The sequence below is a fragment of the Methanosarcina vacuolata Z-761 genome (assembly GCF_000969905.1).
In the GTDB taxonomy this organism is placed as follows: domain Archaea; phylum Halobacteriota; class Methanosarcinia; order Methanosarcinales; family Methanosarcinaceae; genus Methanosarcina; species Methanosarcina vacuolata.
Genome location: NZ_CP009520.1, coordinates 2049609 through 2064653 on the forward strand (window position 1 = coordinate 2049609; position 15045 = coordinate 2064653).

The 15045-nt window shown below is 40.2% G+C and carries 15 protein-coding genes; 10 read left to right on the top strand and 5 right to left on the bottom strand.

Annotated elements, in window-relative coordinates; genetic code table 11:
* The first annotated feature begins 45 nt into the window (after positions 1–45).
* Both MSVAZ_RS08540 and MSVAZ_RS08545 read left to right on the top strand, forming a co-directional pair.
* Entirely contained in the window at positions 46–1527 is a 1482-nt protein-coding gene (locus MSVAZ_RS08540; RefSeq protein ID WP_084626108.1) for a tetratricopeptide repeat protein, read from the top strand.
* A gap of 971 nt (positions 1528–2498) precedes the next feature.
* Complete coding sequence (locus MSVAZ_RS08545) at positions 2499–2870, top strand: PRC-barrel domain-containing protein (RefSeq protein WP_048120200.1); 372 nt, start codon at positions 2499–2501, stop codon at positions 2868–2870.
* A 244-nt stretch (positions 2871–3114) separates the two neighbouring features.
* On the opposite strand, the gene MSVAZ_RS21185 is transcribed toward MSVAZ_RS08545, so the two are convergent.
* Entirely contained in the window at positions 3115–3438 is a 324-nt protein-coding gene (locus MSVAZ_RS21185; RefSeq protein WP_048120202.1) for a hypothetical protein, read from the bottom strand.
* Positions 3439–4001: 563 nt separating this feature from the next.
* On the opposite strand from MSVAZ_RS21185, the gene MSVAZ_RS08555 reads away from it, so the two are divergent.
* Both MSVAZ_RS08555 and MSVAZ_RS20260 read left to right on the top strand, forming a co-directional pair.
* Positions 4002–4616 carry a transglutaminase-like domain-containing protein gene (locus tag MSVAZ_RS08555; RefSeq protein WP_048120203.1) on the top strand — a complete coding sequence of 205 codons (615 nt, stop codon included), beginning with the start codon at positions 4002–4004 and terminating at the stop codon, positions 4614–4616.
* 29 nt (positions 4617–4645) lie between these two features.
* On the top strand, positions 4646–4825 hold the full coding sequence (locus MSVAZ_RS20260; protein WP_157206052.1) for a hypothetical protein: 180 nt from the start codon (positions 4646–4648) through the stop codon (positions 4823–4825).
* Here MSVAZ_RS20260 and MSVAZ_RS08560 read toward each other — a convergent pair.
* Both MSVAZ_RS08560 and radA read right to left on the bottom strand, forming a co-directional pair.
* Positions 4822–5502, bottom strand: coding sequence for a phosphoglycolate phosphatase (locus tag MSVAZ_RS08560; protein WP_048120205.1), 681 nt, complete (start codon positions 5500–5502; stop codon positions 4822–4824). The two genes, MSVAZ_RS20260 and MSVAZ_RS08560, sit on opposite strands and share 4 nt — an antisense overlap.
* 134 nt (positions 5503–5636) lie before the next feature.
* Positions 5637–6614 carry a DNA repair and recombination protein RadA gene (radA, locus tag MSVAZ_RS08565; protein ID WP_048120207.1) on the bottom strand — a complete coding sequence of 326 codons (978 nt, stop codon included), beginning with the start codon at positions 6612–6614 and terminating at the stop codon, positions 5637–5639.
* Between the two features lie 318 nt (positions 6615–6932).
* Here radA and MSVAZ_RS08570 point away from each other — a divergent pair, with 318 nt between their 5' ends.
* The 3 genes from MSVAZ_RS08570 (at position 6933) to MSVAZ_RS08580 (ending at position 8789) form a co-directional block, all read left to right on the top strand.
* Positions 6933–7403 (top strand): phosphopantetheine adenylyltransferase, encoded by a 471-nt coding sequence (locus tag MSVAZ_RS08570; RefSeq protein ID WP_048123822.1) that lies wholly within the window; start codon positions 6933–6935, stop codon positions 7401–7403.
* 205 nt (positions 7404–7608) lie between these two features.
* Entirely contained in the window at positions 7609–7941 is a 333-nt protein-coding gene (locus tag MSVAZ_RS08575; RefSeq protein WP_048120209.1) for a hypothetical protein, read from the top strand.
* Between the two features lie 14 nt (positions 7942–7955).
* Positions 7956–8789, top strand: coding sequence for a TIM barrel protein (locus MSVAZ_RS08580; RefSeq protein ID WP_048120211.1), 834 nt, complete (start codon positions 7956–7958; stop codon positions 8787–8789).
* 254 nt (positions 8790–9043) lie between these two features.
* Here MSVAZ_RS08580 and MSVAZ_RS08585 read toward each other — a convergent pair whose 3' ends face one another.
* Entirely contained in the window at positions 9044–9334 is a 291-nt protein-coding gene (locus tag MSVAZ_RS08585) for a DUF378 domain-containing protein (RefSeq protein WP_198146825.1), read from the bottom strand.
* A gap of 977 nt (positions 9335–10311) precedes the next feature.
* On the opposite strand from MSVAZ_RS08585, the gene MSVAZ_RS08590 reads away from it, so the two are divergent.
* The 3 genes from MSVAZ_RS08590 to MSVAZ_RS08600 all read left to right on the top strand — a co-directional run bounded on the left by MSVAZ_RS08590 (position 10312) and on the right by MSVAZ_RS08600 (position 13245).
* Positions 10312–10527 carry a hypothetical protein gene (locus MSVAZ_RS08590; RefSeq protein ID WP_048120213.1) on the top strand — a complete coding sequence of 72 codons (216 nt, stop codon included), beginning with the start codon at positions 10312–10314 and terminating at the stop codon, positions 10525–10527.
* A gap of 605 nt (positions 10528–11132) precedes the next feature.
* Entirely contained in the window at positions 11133–12653 is a 1521-nt protein-coding gene (locus tag MSVAZ_RS08595; RefSeq protein ID WP_048120217.1) for an AMP phosphorylase, read from the top strand.
* 58 nt (positions 12654–12711) lie between these two features.
* Positions 12712–13245 carry a tRNA (cytidine(56)-2'-O)-methyltransferase gene (locus MSVAZ_RS08600; RefSeq protein ID WP_048120220.1) on the top strand — a complete coding sequence of 178 codons (534 nt, stop codon included), beginning with the start codon at positions 12712–12714 and terminating at the stop codon, positions 13243–13245.
* A 122-nt stretch (positions 13246–13367) separates the two neighbouring features.
* Here MSVAZ_RS08600 and MSVAZ_RS08605 read toward each other — a convergent pair whose 3' ends face one another.
* Positions 13368–14822, bottom strand: a complete 1455-nt coding sequence (locus MSVAZ_RS08605; RefSeq protein ID WP_048120222.1) for a phytoene desaturase family protein — start codon at positions 14820–14822, stop codon at positions 13368–13370.
* Positions 14823–15045 lie beyond the last annotated feature (223 nt).

Here is a 15045-nt window from a genome sequence, read left to right on the forward strand (position 1 = left end):
GATAAAGATATAATTATACTACTTTTTGTTCAGGAGGGGTAAAATATGACTGATTTTAAGAAAAACTTGGGAAAAGAAGAGATTTCTGACGAAAATACCTCTATCAAAGCTAAAGACAAAGATCCAGAGGAAGAAATTAAAAAGGGAACAGGAAAAGAAATAGAAATCGAAACAAAAAATCACAGAACTCTATTTGAAAGGTACGAACAGCGCCTGAAAGATCTGGATCCGGAGCTTATCACCCCTGAAGATGAGATTGCTTTAAAGGAAGCTTTTATACATGCAAAGGAGATTTTTGAGCCAGAGGAACTGGTAAGCTGGTTCACAGTTAAAGCCGAGCCTTTTTACAGGTCCGTATCATGGAAAGTGCTCCTTCCCCTCTATGAAGAACTGCTTGGTATTGTGGAAAAAAACACTGGACCCGAAAGTCCGGAAACTGCTTCTGTACTGAATGGGCTTGCAGGAATCTACCGATATATGGAGAATTATGAAGAAGCCCTCAAGTTTTTTTTAAGGGCCTTAAAAATTCGTGAAAATCTCCCAGACCAGCCCAGACCTGAAACCGGGAATACGCTCAGTGAGCTTGGAATTCTTTATACTCTCATGAATCGGCGTGAAGAAGCTCTTTCGTTCTATACCCGGGCACTGGAGATCCAGAAAAAATTCCTTAACCCTAGAAATCTCGGTGCTGTCAGGACCCTGAACAGGACGGCTTTTTTTTATAAGGGGCTGGAAAAACCCGAGAAAGCTGAAGAATGCTTCATGCAGGCTCTCAAACTTCTTGAAAAGCTTCAGGAGCAGGAACCGGACAACCGCGTGGTTATGGGATACAGAGCCGGGACCCTGAATAACATGGGTGTTCTGCTCTCGGAAATGGGCAAACTTGACGAAGCTGAAGACAGGTATGGGCAGGCTTTAAAGCTTCAGGAAAAGGTTTACGGTCCTGAACACCCGCAAGTGGCCCAGACTTTGAACAACCTTGCCCTGCTTTATTTCCAGACCACAAGGTATGAGAAAGCCTTGATCCTCTATACACAGTCCCTCGAAATTATGGAAAAACTCGGAAAAACCGAGCATACTGGCTTTGCTACAACCCTGAACAACCTGGCAGGTGTATACGTCCAGAAAGGCCGCAACGAAAAAGCCCTGGAACTCTATACAAGAGCTCTCGAAATCCGGGAACGTGTCCTTGGCCCTGACGACCCTGACGTTGCCAAGACTCTAAACAACATGGGCGAACTCTACAGGATCCTCGGACAGCACAAAAAAGCACTTCCTCTCTACACCCGCGCCCTCAAGATCTACGAAACGACCCTGGGCCCGACACATCCAGATGTCGGCACAACCCTGAACAATCTCGCAGGCCTCCACGAAAGCATGGGTGAATACGAAACCGCAATCAATATCTACGAAAAAGCCCTCGATATAATCGAAAAAGAGTACGGACCTGAACATCCTTATTTCAAAATCACACGGAATAATTTAATTGGCCTGTATGAGAAAATGGAGAGAAGCTGGCGGAAATAAAAAAACTTAATCATTTTATCTCGATTTGTAAGCTTCAATTTTTTAGACACGGAATTTCTTAAGGCTTCGTAAGTAACCGTCATAAAATTAATTAGGTAAATTATTCCTAAAGTTAATTTTTAATTGGCGACATTAATCTTGAAAATCAAGGTGTGCAATCAAAATTTATGTATCGTTTATTCTGTGACAACTCCTGAACAGAAGGAAATTGCCTGTTTTTGATAGTTGTTAATATGCAAATAAAGTTAATAAAATCAGATACTAAATAATTTTATTAAGCTGAGCTAACAGGCTGTCCGACAATTACTGATAGTAATGCAAAATTTCTTCTTTTTTAATTTAAACTTTGCTTTCAAAGATGAGTGATTTTCCATTATCTTGTGGCTGTTGTATCCTGAAATAATTTCGCAGATTCAAAATCCGTTAAAAGTTTAATGCCCAATACAACAGCAGGCGACGCAAAGAGTTAAACGTTGAGTAAGTACAATTCCATTTTGGTATTGTGGAATAATCATGTAAAATGAAACAAGTTCGAAATTGGAGTAAAATAGTGGGTCAACTGTATATGATATATGATTAAAATAAAAAATATTAAAAAAGCGAAATTATTTTGGGATGAAATAGTAAAACAGAATTATCTTTAGGAAATGAAAATCTTTGAATTTATATTTTTGTCATTCCTTAGCATTACAGCAGTTGCAAAAACACCTTCAAATTTGGGAGTAATTCATAGACGTTCTTTTGATCACCGGTTTAGTTACTGGAGGAAATGACCTCAAGTGCGTAAAGAATGTATATTATTAATGAACTATTAATATTAATGGGAAAACTCATGGGGGTAATCGAGAAAGGAAACTTACATACTTAAGTCTGGAATGGAGAACTGACAGGCGAAAAGAATGTAATGCTTCTCAGTACGTTTGAAATTAATAAAATACAATAAGTGAATAATACATTAGGAGCTGAAGTATATGGGAATAAATGAAGAACTGTACGTTGCAAAAAAAATGAATTTTGTACCGGCAACTAGAATAAAAGGATCTAAGGTCTTAACTATTAACGATGAAGAACTTGGAAAGATTGAAGAAGTCATGATTGATTCTGAAAGGGGAAGAATAGCATACGTAGTACTTGCTTGTGATTGTTTTATTGGTATGTCCTGTAAATTATTTGCCATTCCTTGGGAAGCTCTTAAAGCAAGTCGAGGTGATTATATCCTTGGAGTTGAGAAAGGAGCATTTAAAACGGCAGAAGATCTGGGTGACAACGTGTGGTCTTTAACTCATAATGATTTGACTAGCATATATGAAAAGTATAATGTTCCTCCTTACTGGAAAGTTTAAAAGCTCATTTTCGAGTAATGAGATGAAAATTGTTGTTTCCAATCCGATTTTCTTACAGAAGAATACAGGAAAGACTTGAGGTTATCAAAAACCTTACTATTTTTGAGAATATGCCCTCTTTTATTGAATAATTTATTTCAGATTTGGAAAAAGAAAATAGCACAACTGGCTAATGTAAACATTTAAACATCAGCCAGTTAGGATTTTTTTATTTAGATTCAACTTTCAATATGCTTATACGTTTTTACTTCCAGTACCAGTAGCCAGGAATCCAGTATTTTTCAGAGGTATACCAGAGAGATTTGTGTTTGCTATCCTTGTTGTGCTTTACTTTTTTATATCCCCAATGACCTTTCATAAAGTATTTTTTCTTGCCATAATGGTTATCGTACTTGTTCTTACTATCGTACTTGTCCTTACTATCGTACTTGTTCTTAGCATCGTACTTTTGCTTACTATCGTAATTGTTCTTAACATTGTTCTGAGTCGCACTTACTGCTGCAGCTGTCACTGACAGCACAAAACAGAGTGCCAGCAAAATACCCAGTATTTTTCTCATTTTCATCATTTACCTACCCCAAAATATTTGCTGTCCTTGTAGCCTTAGTTTGTAGCCTTAGTTTATTATCTAAATTATCTCGCTGACTATTCGCAGCTTGACAATTCCGATATACGCCGGTTAAAATATAAACATACTTATAAATAAAAAAATATAAAAATAAGCTAATTATTAAAATGAGTGTTTTAAAAGGATTAATTGAAAAAAGACAAGTTATAAAAAGTATTTATAAGAAGATAATGAGTTAAACCAGTTATTTACTAAAATAAAGGTTTTAAAAAGTTTATTTTACCTGCGCCCATAAATAAGACATTAAGTCACGATACTACTCTTTTAAAGTTGTATATTTTAAAAAGAAAACTCATTCTAAGCCAATTCTATTTCTAAGTCCATAATATTTCAGAATTGTTCTTATGAGCAGAAACTCGATTGAGGATTCAAAATATGAAATCCAGAAGAGCAATTGGAGTTTCGGAATCAGTTCACAGGCAATTTTAGAAAAGTCGGTTTCTATGTCATACTTAAATTTCATATAGAAGGGCCTTTTAGTACTTATTGACAGGCGAGTAAAAATGTATACTGAAAGCGATAATCTTCAGGATTACCTTAAAAAGAGTGAAGTCATAGACTTTGATAACAGGCTGATCGTTGATAAGTGCCTCGAACTACAGAAAGGCACCGGCGACGAAATCAGCCTGATCAAGAAGGTTTATGAATTTGTTCGGGATGAGATTCATCACACCGGTGATATCGGAGAAATGAGCGTTACCTGCAAGGCATCAGAAGTTCTGGAAGCCGGCCACGGGATATGTTGTGCCAAAGCCCATCTGTTTGCAGCCATGTTGAGATATTTCGGGGTTCCGGCCGGGTTCTGTTATCAGAAACTATCTTCAAGTCGTGACATAAACATAAAATTCCTGCATGGCTTAAACGCGGTATATTTAAAAGATCTGGATAAATGGATAAGATTGGATGCAAGAGGCAACAAGCCAGGCCGTGATGCTCAGTTTTCCATATACGAAGAAAAGATTTCAAAGAAGGTAAATAAAGAACTTGGGGAAGAAGACAGTCCGGTAATCTTCACAGAGCCCAATCCTACTGTTATTGAAATATTAAAGACAAGTAAAGATATGAAAGAATTATGGGATCAATGGGATCTTGGGTTGAAAGACCTGTTTAAAACTTAAAAATTGATCAAGCGAGCCTGAGAGGAGCTTTGAGAAGAGCTTTGAGAAGAGCTTTGAGAAGAGCTTTGAGGAGCCTTAAGATAAATAGGAAAGCTTTAGGGGAGCTTCAGAGGAGTTTCAGAGCTTCAGAGGAGCTTCAGAATAATCTCAGAGAGATTCAAGGAAAACTCATAGGGTTCAGGGAAGGCAGTGAAGATAGAGTTTTTTAAATCCAACCCTTTGATTCAAGAAACTCAAGGGCTTCTACGGCTCCGTCCCCATATGAGGCTTCTGTCACATAATCCGCGGCTTCCTTTATTATTTCATCCCCGTTTCCGACAGCAATCCCGAAACCTGAGACTTCAAACATTTCTAAGTCGTTTTCTGAATCTCCTATAGCTACGAAATTTTTGGATTTCAGGTCCATCATGCCTGCAAGCTTCTGAAGGCCGACCCCTTTATTGATTTTCGTGCTCTTGAGATGGATGGCATATTTAGTATCAACCATCTCGATGTCCAGATCCAGGGTCTTGAGAAGGTATCGAGCTTTTTCGAGATTAAAGTCTCTCCTGAGAGCGATCTCGGTTTTTCGGTATAAAGGGTCAAGTTTGGTGAGCTTGAAATAGTTGGAAAGAACAGAATAGGCTTTCTCGCATTCCTCAAGGCTTTCCTCAAAAGTGCCCTGCAAATCGAAGCGGGAAGTAATAGCCCCTCCGTTTTCTGCGATTACCGCTCCATTCAGGCCGATAAGCCTTGAAGCTGTCCTCGCATAACACAGAGTATTTCCTGTGGCAAGCACGACAGGAATTTTAAGAGAACGGATCTTTTTCATGGCTCCCAGATGAAGTTCCCTTTTCTCGCAGGTGATTGTACCGTCTATATCGGCTACAATAGCTTTGAATTTCATAAAAAAGATTGGGTATGGGTAGATAAAATGTTTCCCTACCCGGCTTTGAATATGTTTATCGGTAATGTATTTACCATTAAACATTTACCGTTAAATTTACAGTTAAAATTGTTTGTATCGTATGATTCACACGTTCACTGGTCTGTGAGTCCTGCTGTAGTAACTGCGATAACAGCTTCTCCTTCGGGCAGGTTGGGAGAGTCAACCAGACGTATGATCCTTTTGTCTCCTTTGGATTTCCGCAGGTAGAGCCTGAAAGTTGCTGTGTGCCCGACTACGTGCCCTCCAACAGGTCTTGTGGGGTCACCGAAGAAAGCATCGGGTTTTGCCATAACCTGATTTGTTACAACCACGCAGGCGTTGAATAAATCCCCGAAGCGGAGCAAGCCGTGCATGTGCTTGTTGAGTTTTTGCTGCCGGTCGGCCAGGGTTCCCCTTCCCACATATTCAGCCCTGAAGTGAGCCATAAGCGAGTCAACAATCAGCAGGCGAACGGGTTTTCCCATATCCCTAAGCTCGTTTGCCAGGTCTGTTGCAGATTCAACAAGAAGGATCTGGTGATTGGAATTGTATGCTCTTGCGACATGGATATTCTGGAGGAACTCTTCTGGGTCAAGCTCCATGCCGTATTTCTCGGAAAGCCCTTTTACCATCTGGGCGACCCTTTCAGGTCTGAAAGTGTTTTCAGTGTCTATGATGATAACCGAACCGTTAAGCCCTCCATGTTCCCTGTCCATCTGGACATTGACTGCAAGCTGGTGGGCCAGCTGGGTCTTTCCTGAACCGAATTCTCCGTACAGTTCGGTAATTGCCTGGGTTTCTATGCCCCCACCCATCATTTCGTCAAATTCAGTACAACCGGTAGTCAACTTGCCTACCATTTTCCGCCTTTCAAGCACGATGTCTCCGGTCTCAAAACCTCCGATATCAGCAGCTTGCCTTGCGGCATTGATGATTTTTGCAGCCGTTGATTCCCCTATTTCGGCTGTAGTTGCAAGTTCAGAAGGAGAGGCAACAGCCACTGCTTCAATGGTATTAAATCCAGCTTCTTTGAGTTTTTCTGCGGTTGCAGGGCCAACTCCGGGCAACTCTTCGAGTGCTATTTGGCTCATTTACAAATTCTCCTAAGATGCACATGTTTGTATAAGGTGCATAACAGTTGCTCCACAATGGTTTTGCAGGTATAAATAACTAGAGGAAGCGAGGTGAAAGTGTTCTACAATGCCTCTAAAACGCGGTTATATTACCGGGAAACCAGGTAAATGGAGGAAAAAAGAAGGTTTTTTCTGGCAGTCATATTTAAGAAAGTAGAAGAAAACAGAGGAAATGAAAATGAAAGAGAAAGAAGGAAAGGAGAAAAATGAGTGAAAATTTCCAAAAAGCCGAAAAAAAACCAAAAATTCTTTTTACTTGGTAGATTATCACCCATCATGCCAAAGGTCGCAGTCGGCGGTACGTTTCAGTATTTTCATGACGGTCACGCCAAACTGATTGAAAAAGCATTTGAGATAGCAAAGGATGGAAAAGTCCACATAGGGCTTACCTCGGACGAGATGCTAAGTAAAAGTCACAGCGTCGATAACTATGAGAAAAGGAGAACCTGGCTGCTGCAATACATAAAAGAAATGGGAATCCCAGATGATAGATACGAAATTACAAAGCTGAATAACCCCTACGGCCCTGCTCTAGAAGAGGATTTCGATTATATAATTGTCTCTCCTGAGACTTATCCGGTCGCCCTCAAAATGAATCGTATCAGGGAAGAAAAAGGAAAGAAGCTCCTTAAAATCGAATACGTTGAGTATGTAATGGCTGAAGATGGAATCCCTATTTCCTCGACAAGGATTGCAAAAGGGGAGATTGACAGGCACGGCAGATTGAAACAGAACACTAAGAATTGAACACTAAGAATTGAACACTAAGAATCGAACACTAAGAATTGAACACTAAGAATCGAACACTAAGAATCGAACACTAAGAATTGAACACTAAGAATTGAACACTAAGAATTGAACATTAAGTAGTTTCACTAACACTATACAATTAGACTTTATTATAATTAGATTAAAGTAGCTATAAATCAGGATAGAGCCATAAAGTGATAATATGCCCAGAGAATTTACACAGAAGGACATTGAGATTTTTAACAAGCTTGCGCCTGAAGCCAAAGGAAACTTAACTTCCAGGGAAGCAGGGCACCAGTTTCCCTTTATCCTGCGCCCGGTATCACACAAGTTTGCCGAGTCTTCTGAAGATTTCAGGAAAAGGCTGGAGAGGCTGAACCCTGAGGAACTTGATTACCTTGTAGGGCTTGCCCTTGAAGGAAAGGAGGATGTTCAATCCCTGGACGAAGATCTTGAAGAGCTGGTTGCGGTAGTTTCCGAAAAGCTGTCTCCTGAGAGGGCAAAGCAGTTAAAAGATTTTGTGGGAATTTTCTAAAAGGATAGTTGAAAATGCCCTCAAAAGATCTACTTTTCGGAACCGCAGGAATCCCGAGAAGCACAAAAGGAACAGGCAGTGTCTCAGGAATCAAAAGGATCCGGGAACTTGGCCTTGACTGTATGGAGCTTGAATTTGTTCAGGGAGTGCGCATGAGCGAAAAAGGGGCAAAAAACGTCCTGGAAGCTGCAAATAACGAAGAAGTGGCCCTGAGCGTCCATGCCCCGTATTACATCAACCTGAATTCTTGTGAAGAGGAAAAATTAAAAGCCAGCCTGGAAAGGATTTACAATGCCGCAAAAATAGGCAACCTCTGCGGAGCTGAATCAATCGTATTGCATGCCGGATTTTATCAGAAAAGTACCAAAAAACACACCTTTGAGAGCATATCAAAAGCTCTAAAAGAACTTACCGGACAATTCCGGGATGAAGGAATCCCTGCAGTCCTGCGGCCTGAAACGATGGGCAAGCGTACGCAATTTGGAACGCTTGAAGAAGTACTTGCGCTAAGTGCAGAGATCGAAGGGGTCATGCCTTGCCTTGATTTTTGTCATCTGCATGCAAGGGAAGGTAAAGAAAATTCTTATTCCGAGTTTATGGAAATTCTATCAAAAGTAGAGGAAAGCCTTGGAAAGGAAGGGCTCTCGAACATGCACATGCATGTCTCAGGAGTTGAGTACGGCACGAGCGGAGAAAAAAGGCATCTGACTCTGAAAGAATCCGACTTAAATTATCCCGAGCTTCTGAAGGCCTTAAAAGAATTCAAAGCCAGAGGAAGGGTCATACTTGAGAGTCCTATTCTTGAAGAAGACGCACTTATGCTGAGGATGCTTTATAACGAAATATAATTTTGATTTTAATTTTATAGTTCTTTAAATTTACCTGGACGCCCATAGCCCAAAAAAATGTATCTGAGATTTCAGATAAGACTATCTAATATAGTTCTTATTTTTTTGCTTAAGCTTTTTAGAAAAATAGCTGCAGGTAAAAGGGATTAATATGTGCTTGGTATTGCAAGCACATATTATTCAAGATACTATTAAGGACGCATTCTAAGCAAATCCGATTAAGCAAATCCGATTGATAAAGCAATTCCTGTATTTTATTGAATGCCGCTCCAACTGTATTGCTTACCGCTATATTGGCGCTTACCCTTTTTAGCCTCGCGCTTTGCTAAATACGTTGCCTTGTATTTTATCACTATGTAAACTCCAGCCAGGCCCACAAGAATGTAGACCAACCGCGAGAGAATGGATTTTTTTCCAAATATAGCCGCTACCAGATTAAAGTTCAGGAGCCCTACAAGACCCCAGTTAAGAGCCCCGATTATCGTTAGCAGCTTAGCCGGAATGTATAGAGTATTATCCATAAGCATTCTATGCATTTTACACATCTTTATCAAACCTCCCCGCTGAAATAGAGCACTCACAAAGGACAGATCATCTTTTTCTGACTTTTTCTGACTTGGAAATAACTCCAGGCTTTTGGATGATCAATCACTTGCTCTCGTAAACAATGTTGGAGATAAGATATTATGAATCTATTCCTTAACCTGGATATCGAGTGTAAAAAATGAGTTTCTATATACTCCTCGATTGAAGCGTACTCAAAAAGGGATAGTAAAGCTGTAGGATTAACCTCAAATAACGTGAATACATTAGAAACCATCTTAAACCGATAATCATTTGTCCATTTGTCACATAATGTCACAAACACATTACAGCCTGATTCTGTTCCTTTTGGTTAAAGTGTATCAACCTGCTTTCGCTTATTTCACTTCACGATTCTTACGATGGTTCACTTTACGTTCCTCATGGTATCTTGACCCTAACAATTATCAAAGCCAGGTTCCTTGAGTTCTTGATATTGTCATATGAGCTTCACACACAAACATTACCAGTTTTGAATGTCACAGTATGATTGCCTCAAATGGAAAAGGTAGCGCGTATGACGCAATTCGCAGTATATCTTCTTGCCGCACTTGCCTTGCCGCACTTGCGGAAAGTTAAACAAAATAAAAAAGTTCATTGAGTGAAAATTGAGGGATTACCGCTCAATTTGAATAGGATACCCTTTTTTAGAGAACCTACTATCAAAAACATGAAACTTTCTGTCTATTTGCACCTGAGGGATTATAATTTCCTAAGATTTATATGCAATTACCCCAATTCTCTGATACATTTCAGGAACCATTATGCTTAGCTACAGACTTACCTTATCCATGAGCTCCCACCTATGGTTTCTGTTACGAAAAAAGTTTACTAAAATAGCTTGCCTTTATAAAAAATTTATTAACCCAATTATTTAATATGGTGTTTTATAAGCCTTAAACTTTAATTTAATGATAATTATTTCAGGATGGATCGGAAAATGGGCAGGGATACTGGAAAAGCTTTAGGAGGCCCGGCAATAGCCTTGGTGGGCATTGGAGCAATAATAGATATCATTTTATTTTACTTCATGTTCAAGTTTGCTGATGAGGAAAACTTGTTTATGGTTCTCTTAACCGCAGCGCTAATAGGAATTATCGCACTGGGGATTGCAAAAGGTCTTGTTTCCCTTTCCAGGCGCAACTATGAAAAATAACTGAATGAATGAGTAACTTTGAAGATTTAGATGAAATACGACTAAATGGTAACTGAGTAATTTTAGATAACTGCTAAGCACTAACATAAACACTAACAGACGCACTAACATAAACACTAACATAAACACTAACTAATGAGAACAACCGATATCCTGGAAGTAAAAATTACTATTCCAGTTTAATTTGTTCCCATTAATCTCTATTCTTTCTTTACTCAAGATCAATTTAAACTATAAAAAAATCTTTTTTTTCAAAATTTTTTGAATTTACTGAAGATACCCGGCAGAAGTTGAAAAGTATATTCCAGTCATAATTACAAATTTTTTTTAATAGTACTCATTTTAATCTCTTTATTCTTGTTTCTTAAGTTTTTTGCGGAATTATTTTAAAATAATATGAAGGTCAATATGTCACCTCAGTTTAGCATTTACAATTTACTCTACTACTCATATTTACTACTCATACTATTGATCTACCTGGTTTTTTCAGGCTGAACTGTCAGTTTTTCAAATAGAGAAACAAACAGAAAGTATGGATTCCAGGGAAACAAATTTCAGTCACAGATTTACACTTATAACAAGAACGAAACGGGAGGAGTTTACTCATGCAATTGAAGTTAGAACATTTTAGCATAAAAATAGGGCAGCACAAGGTATTACTAAATATTGTCGATGCCAAGGAACTGGGGGTTAATCCGGGGGACAGGGTCCGTATTCGCGGGCGTGAAAGCCTTTCCGCAATTGCGGATACAACAGATGATATGGTTCCTCCAGGCACGCTGGGTGTTTTTTCCGAGGTATATGAACACTTTGTAACCTGGGACAAGCCGGTCGAAGTTGTTCCGGCATTCCGTTCAAAATCAGCGTCCGTGATCAAGAAAATGATGGATAAAAGACCTGTTGCGCAGGATGAGATTAAAACACTCGTAAACGATATCGTAGAAGAAAATCTCAGTGAGATCGAACTCTCGGCTTTTATAACATCTTCGTATATTCACGGAATGACCGATGACGAGGTTGAATGGCTTACCAGGGCTATGATTGAGAGTGGAGACACAATTGAATTTGACACTCACCCTATAATGGACAAACATTCTATAGGAGGAGTGCCTGGAAACAAGATTTCTCTCCTTGTTGTGCCTATTATCGCTGCAAACGGCCTTCTTATTCCAAAGACAAGTTCCAGGGCGATTACAGGAGCAGGCGGAACTGCTGACCTTATGGAAGTGCTCTGTCCGGTAGAGTTCAGTTCTCAAGAAGTAAAAGAGATAACCGAAAAAGTCGGGGGTGCACTTGTCTGGGGTGGAGCCACAAACATAGCACCTGCCGATGACAAGCTCATAAGGGTTGAATACCCCCTCTCCATTGACCCTTACTACCAGATGCTTGCCTCGATTATGGCAAAAAAAGGAGCTATCGGAGCAGACAATGTGGTAATGGACATTCCGGTCGGGCCAAGCACAAAAGTTCCAACTATTCAGGAAGGGCAAAAACTTGCGAGAGACCTTATTAACCTCGGGCACAGGCTTGGAATGAACGTTGAATGTGCAATTACCTATGGTTCCTCTCCAATTGGAAGAAAAGTAGGTCCCTCGCTGGAAGTCAGGGAAGCCCTGAAAGTGCTGGAAAGTATGGAAGGCCCTAACAGCCTTATTGAAAAGAGTGCGGCTCTTGCAGGTATCCTGCTTGAGATGGGAGGTGCGGCTCCAAGGGACCGTGGAAAGGAAGTTGCACTGGAAACACTCAGGAGCGGAAAGGCCCTTGAGAAGATGAAACAGATTATTGAGGCCCAGGGCGGAGATCCGAAGATTACCTCGGCTGACATCCAGGTAGGGCAATATACTGCCGACATTCTCGCTTCTGCGGACGGATATGTAATCGAGTTTGACAATAAGTGGATAATTGAAATTGCCAGGCTTGCAGGAGCTCCTAATGATAAAGGAGCCGGGGTCGCTATTCACAAGAAAATGGGAGAATCCGTTAAGAAGGGAGACCCTATCCTTACAATTTATGCTGAAAAAGAGTTCAAACTAGATACCGCATTGACAACGGCCCAGAGGACAAACCCGATAGTTGTTGAGGGCATGCTTCTTAAGAGAATTCCCGGAATCTACGGGTTCCAGTAATCTTCTCTTCTTTTTTTCAGTGAAACCCTTTAATACCTTGCAGGGTTTTAGCACGAGCATGAAAAGAATTGTTTTGCTGCGTCTGGGGCACCGCCCTGAAAGGGATAAAAGAATCACAACTCACGTAGGCTTAACTGCCCGGTTGCTTGGTGCAGAAGGTATGCTCCTTGCCTCGAATGACCCCGGAATAGTAAAAACTCTTGAAGACGTTGTCAGCCGCTGGGGCGGAAATTTCTATATTAAAAATAATGTCAATTACAAGCAGGAAATCAAGGAATGGAAAACTGCCGGTGGAAAAGTCTGCCATCTTTCAATGTATGGGGTCAATCTGCCCGATATTACAGACGAGCTTAAAAGCTGTGAGAATCTTATGATCGTGGTAGGTGCAGAGAAGGTGCCTCCTGAAATTTATCAGCTTGCGGACTGGAATGTTGCAGTTGGAAGCCAGCCCCATTCCGAGGTTGCAGCAGTCGCAATTACTCTGGACAGGATTGCAGACGGCGAGCCACTTGAAAGAGAGTTTCCCAATGCTGAGCTGACAATTGTGCCAGCAGAAAGGGGCAAACAGGTTATAGAAAATTACAAGGATTAAGTTTATTCCCCTTTAACTTTTCTTCGCAGCCTGTGTCTTCTATTTTTCAGGATCTTTTATTTTTTTCATGACCTTACTTTTGGCCTGGGTTTTTAATTTTCAGATTTTTTTCTTTTTATATTTTAATGAAGATTCCCATCCTCATTAAGAATCTTCAGGAGCTCAATGATCGAATACGAAGCTCGGGTAATTCCCATGCTGCGCTTGTCAGTATCGGTACCAGCTACATAGAGGTTCTGAACCGGGGTTCGAATATTTGCGAACTTTCCATTAATTGCGACTGCAGCCTTTTCTGGAATCATTGTTTGTTCGTGTTGCATATCGATATATTTCTCGATTTCTGGATGGGCACGGAAAATTGTATCATAGGCTTTTTTAATCTCCTGCTCTTCACTTTTATTTTCGTCGATTACGAAGGAAAAGCCTATAAGCTGCTTATCCTTTGGGGCTAGCGAAGGATCATAGTTACTTATAGGAGTTGCCCAGTAGGCGAAATCCTTGAACCAGATCTCTGAGCCTGTATAATTAAAATTGGGAAACTCTTTTTCCAGTCCAAGCCAGATGGTCAGGCTTTTACTGTGGACAATTTCCTTGAGGTCTTTAACATACTCTGTGGGAAGATCCTTTATCATCATGGGAATCTCGGTTGCAAAACCTGTGTAGATGACAAGGCCAGACAAATAAATTTCATCGGCTTCCACGCCTGAAACCTTTCCGTCCTGTACAAGAATGGCTTTAACCTCACATTCTGTTTTGATCTCAACAGTTTCGGGAAGGGAATAAATGATGGCGTTGAGAATGGCTTTTAACCCCTTTCTGGGATAGCCCTGAGAGTTGTTTACGTCATTTGTTGCAAGCCTTTCCAGGGATGTAAACGGCTGAGTAACCTTGGTCATTCTTGCATGAAGAGAAGCATGGAGATGATACGGAAGGATGGAGGCAAGGATAGATTCTGTGGACTGGGATTTTTTCGATTCCAGTTTCCCTATCATGGCATCAAATTGTTCCTGGGTAATGCTGTCTCTGACAAAATTGCTGCCATACAGGATACGTTTAGCTGAGGTCTCTTTCATAGATTTCCCAGAAAGGGAAATTGACATTGTGTCCACAAAATCATAGGTATCCTTTGAAAGGCTCTTTGGCAGAAAATCATAAACTGCTCGGTCTGAGAGGTCTATGCCAAATGAGGAAAGGGTAAAGGCTTTGGTGAGAGTCTGAGAGAGTATAAGCCTGTCTTTTCTCGGAAGTATGTCAAAAGTCACGAAATCTTTCAGGTTTGAAGGAACTTTGACAAAAGCATTTTCAGTCCGAATGTAGTAATGCCCATAGTCCTCAAATACAGGCAAAAAATCAAAGTAATTATCCATTAACCTCTTCAGAGGTCCTTTACTCAAGTGGGTGATCGCGTGTACCCCTGTATCTACCTGATAGCCATCTACCATGTAGCTATTGCAATTTCCTCCAATATGCTGATTTTTCTCAAGAACAAGGACTTTTTTCCCGTGTTTGGAAAGCGTTAGAGCTGCTAAAAGCCCGCTTATGCCTGCCCCGACAACAACTGCGTCATACTTTTTCATTTCCAAAACGACCTCTCTTTTTACGACCTATATTTTTTCCGTGAGGCAAGTTTCTAGCCAGTGTAACTGTTTTAATTGTTACGACTCAAAACTTGATCATAATTTTAGACTCTCTCCTTTGAATTTTAACTTTGTGGAGCTCTTTAATTAACAAAAATTTGTACAGGGGCACAGATATATCTCTAAATAAATCTCTGATAACCAGATAATATTTTTATTTATT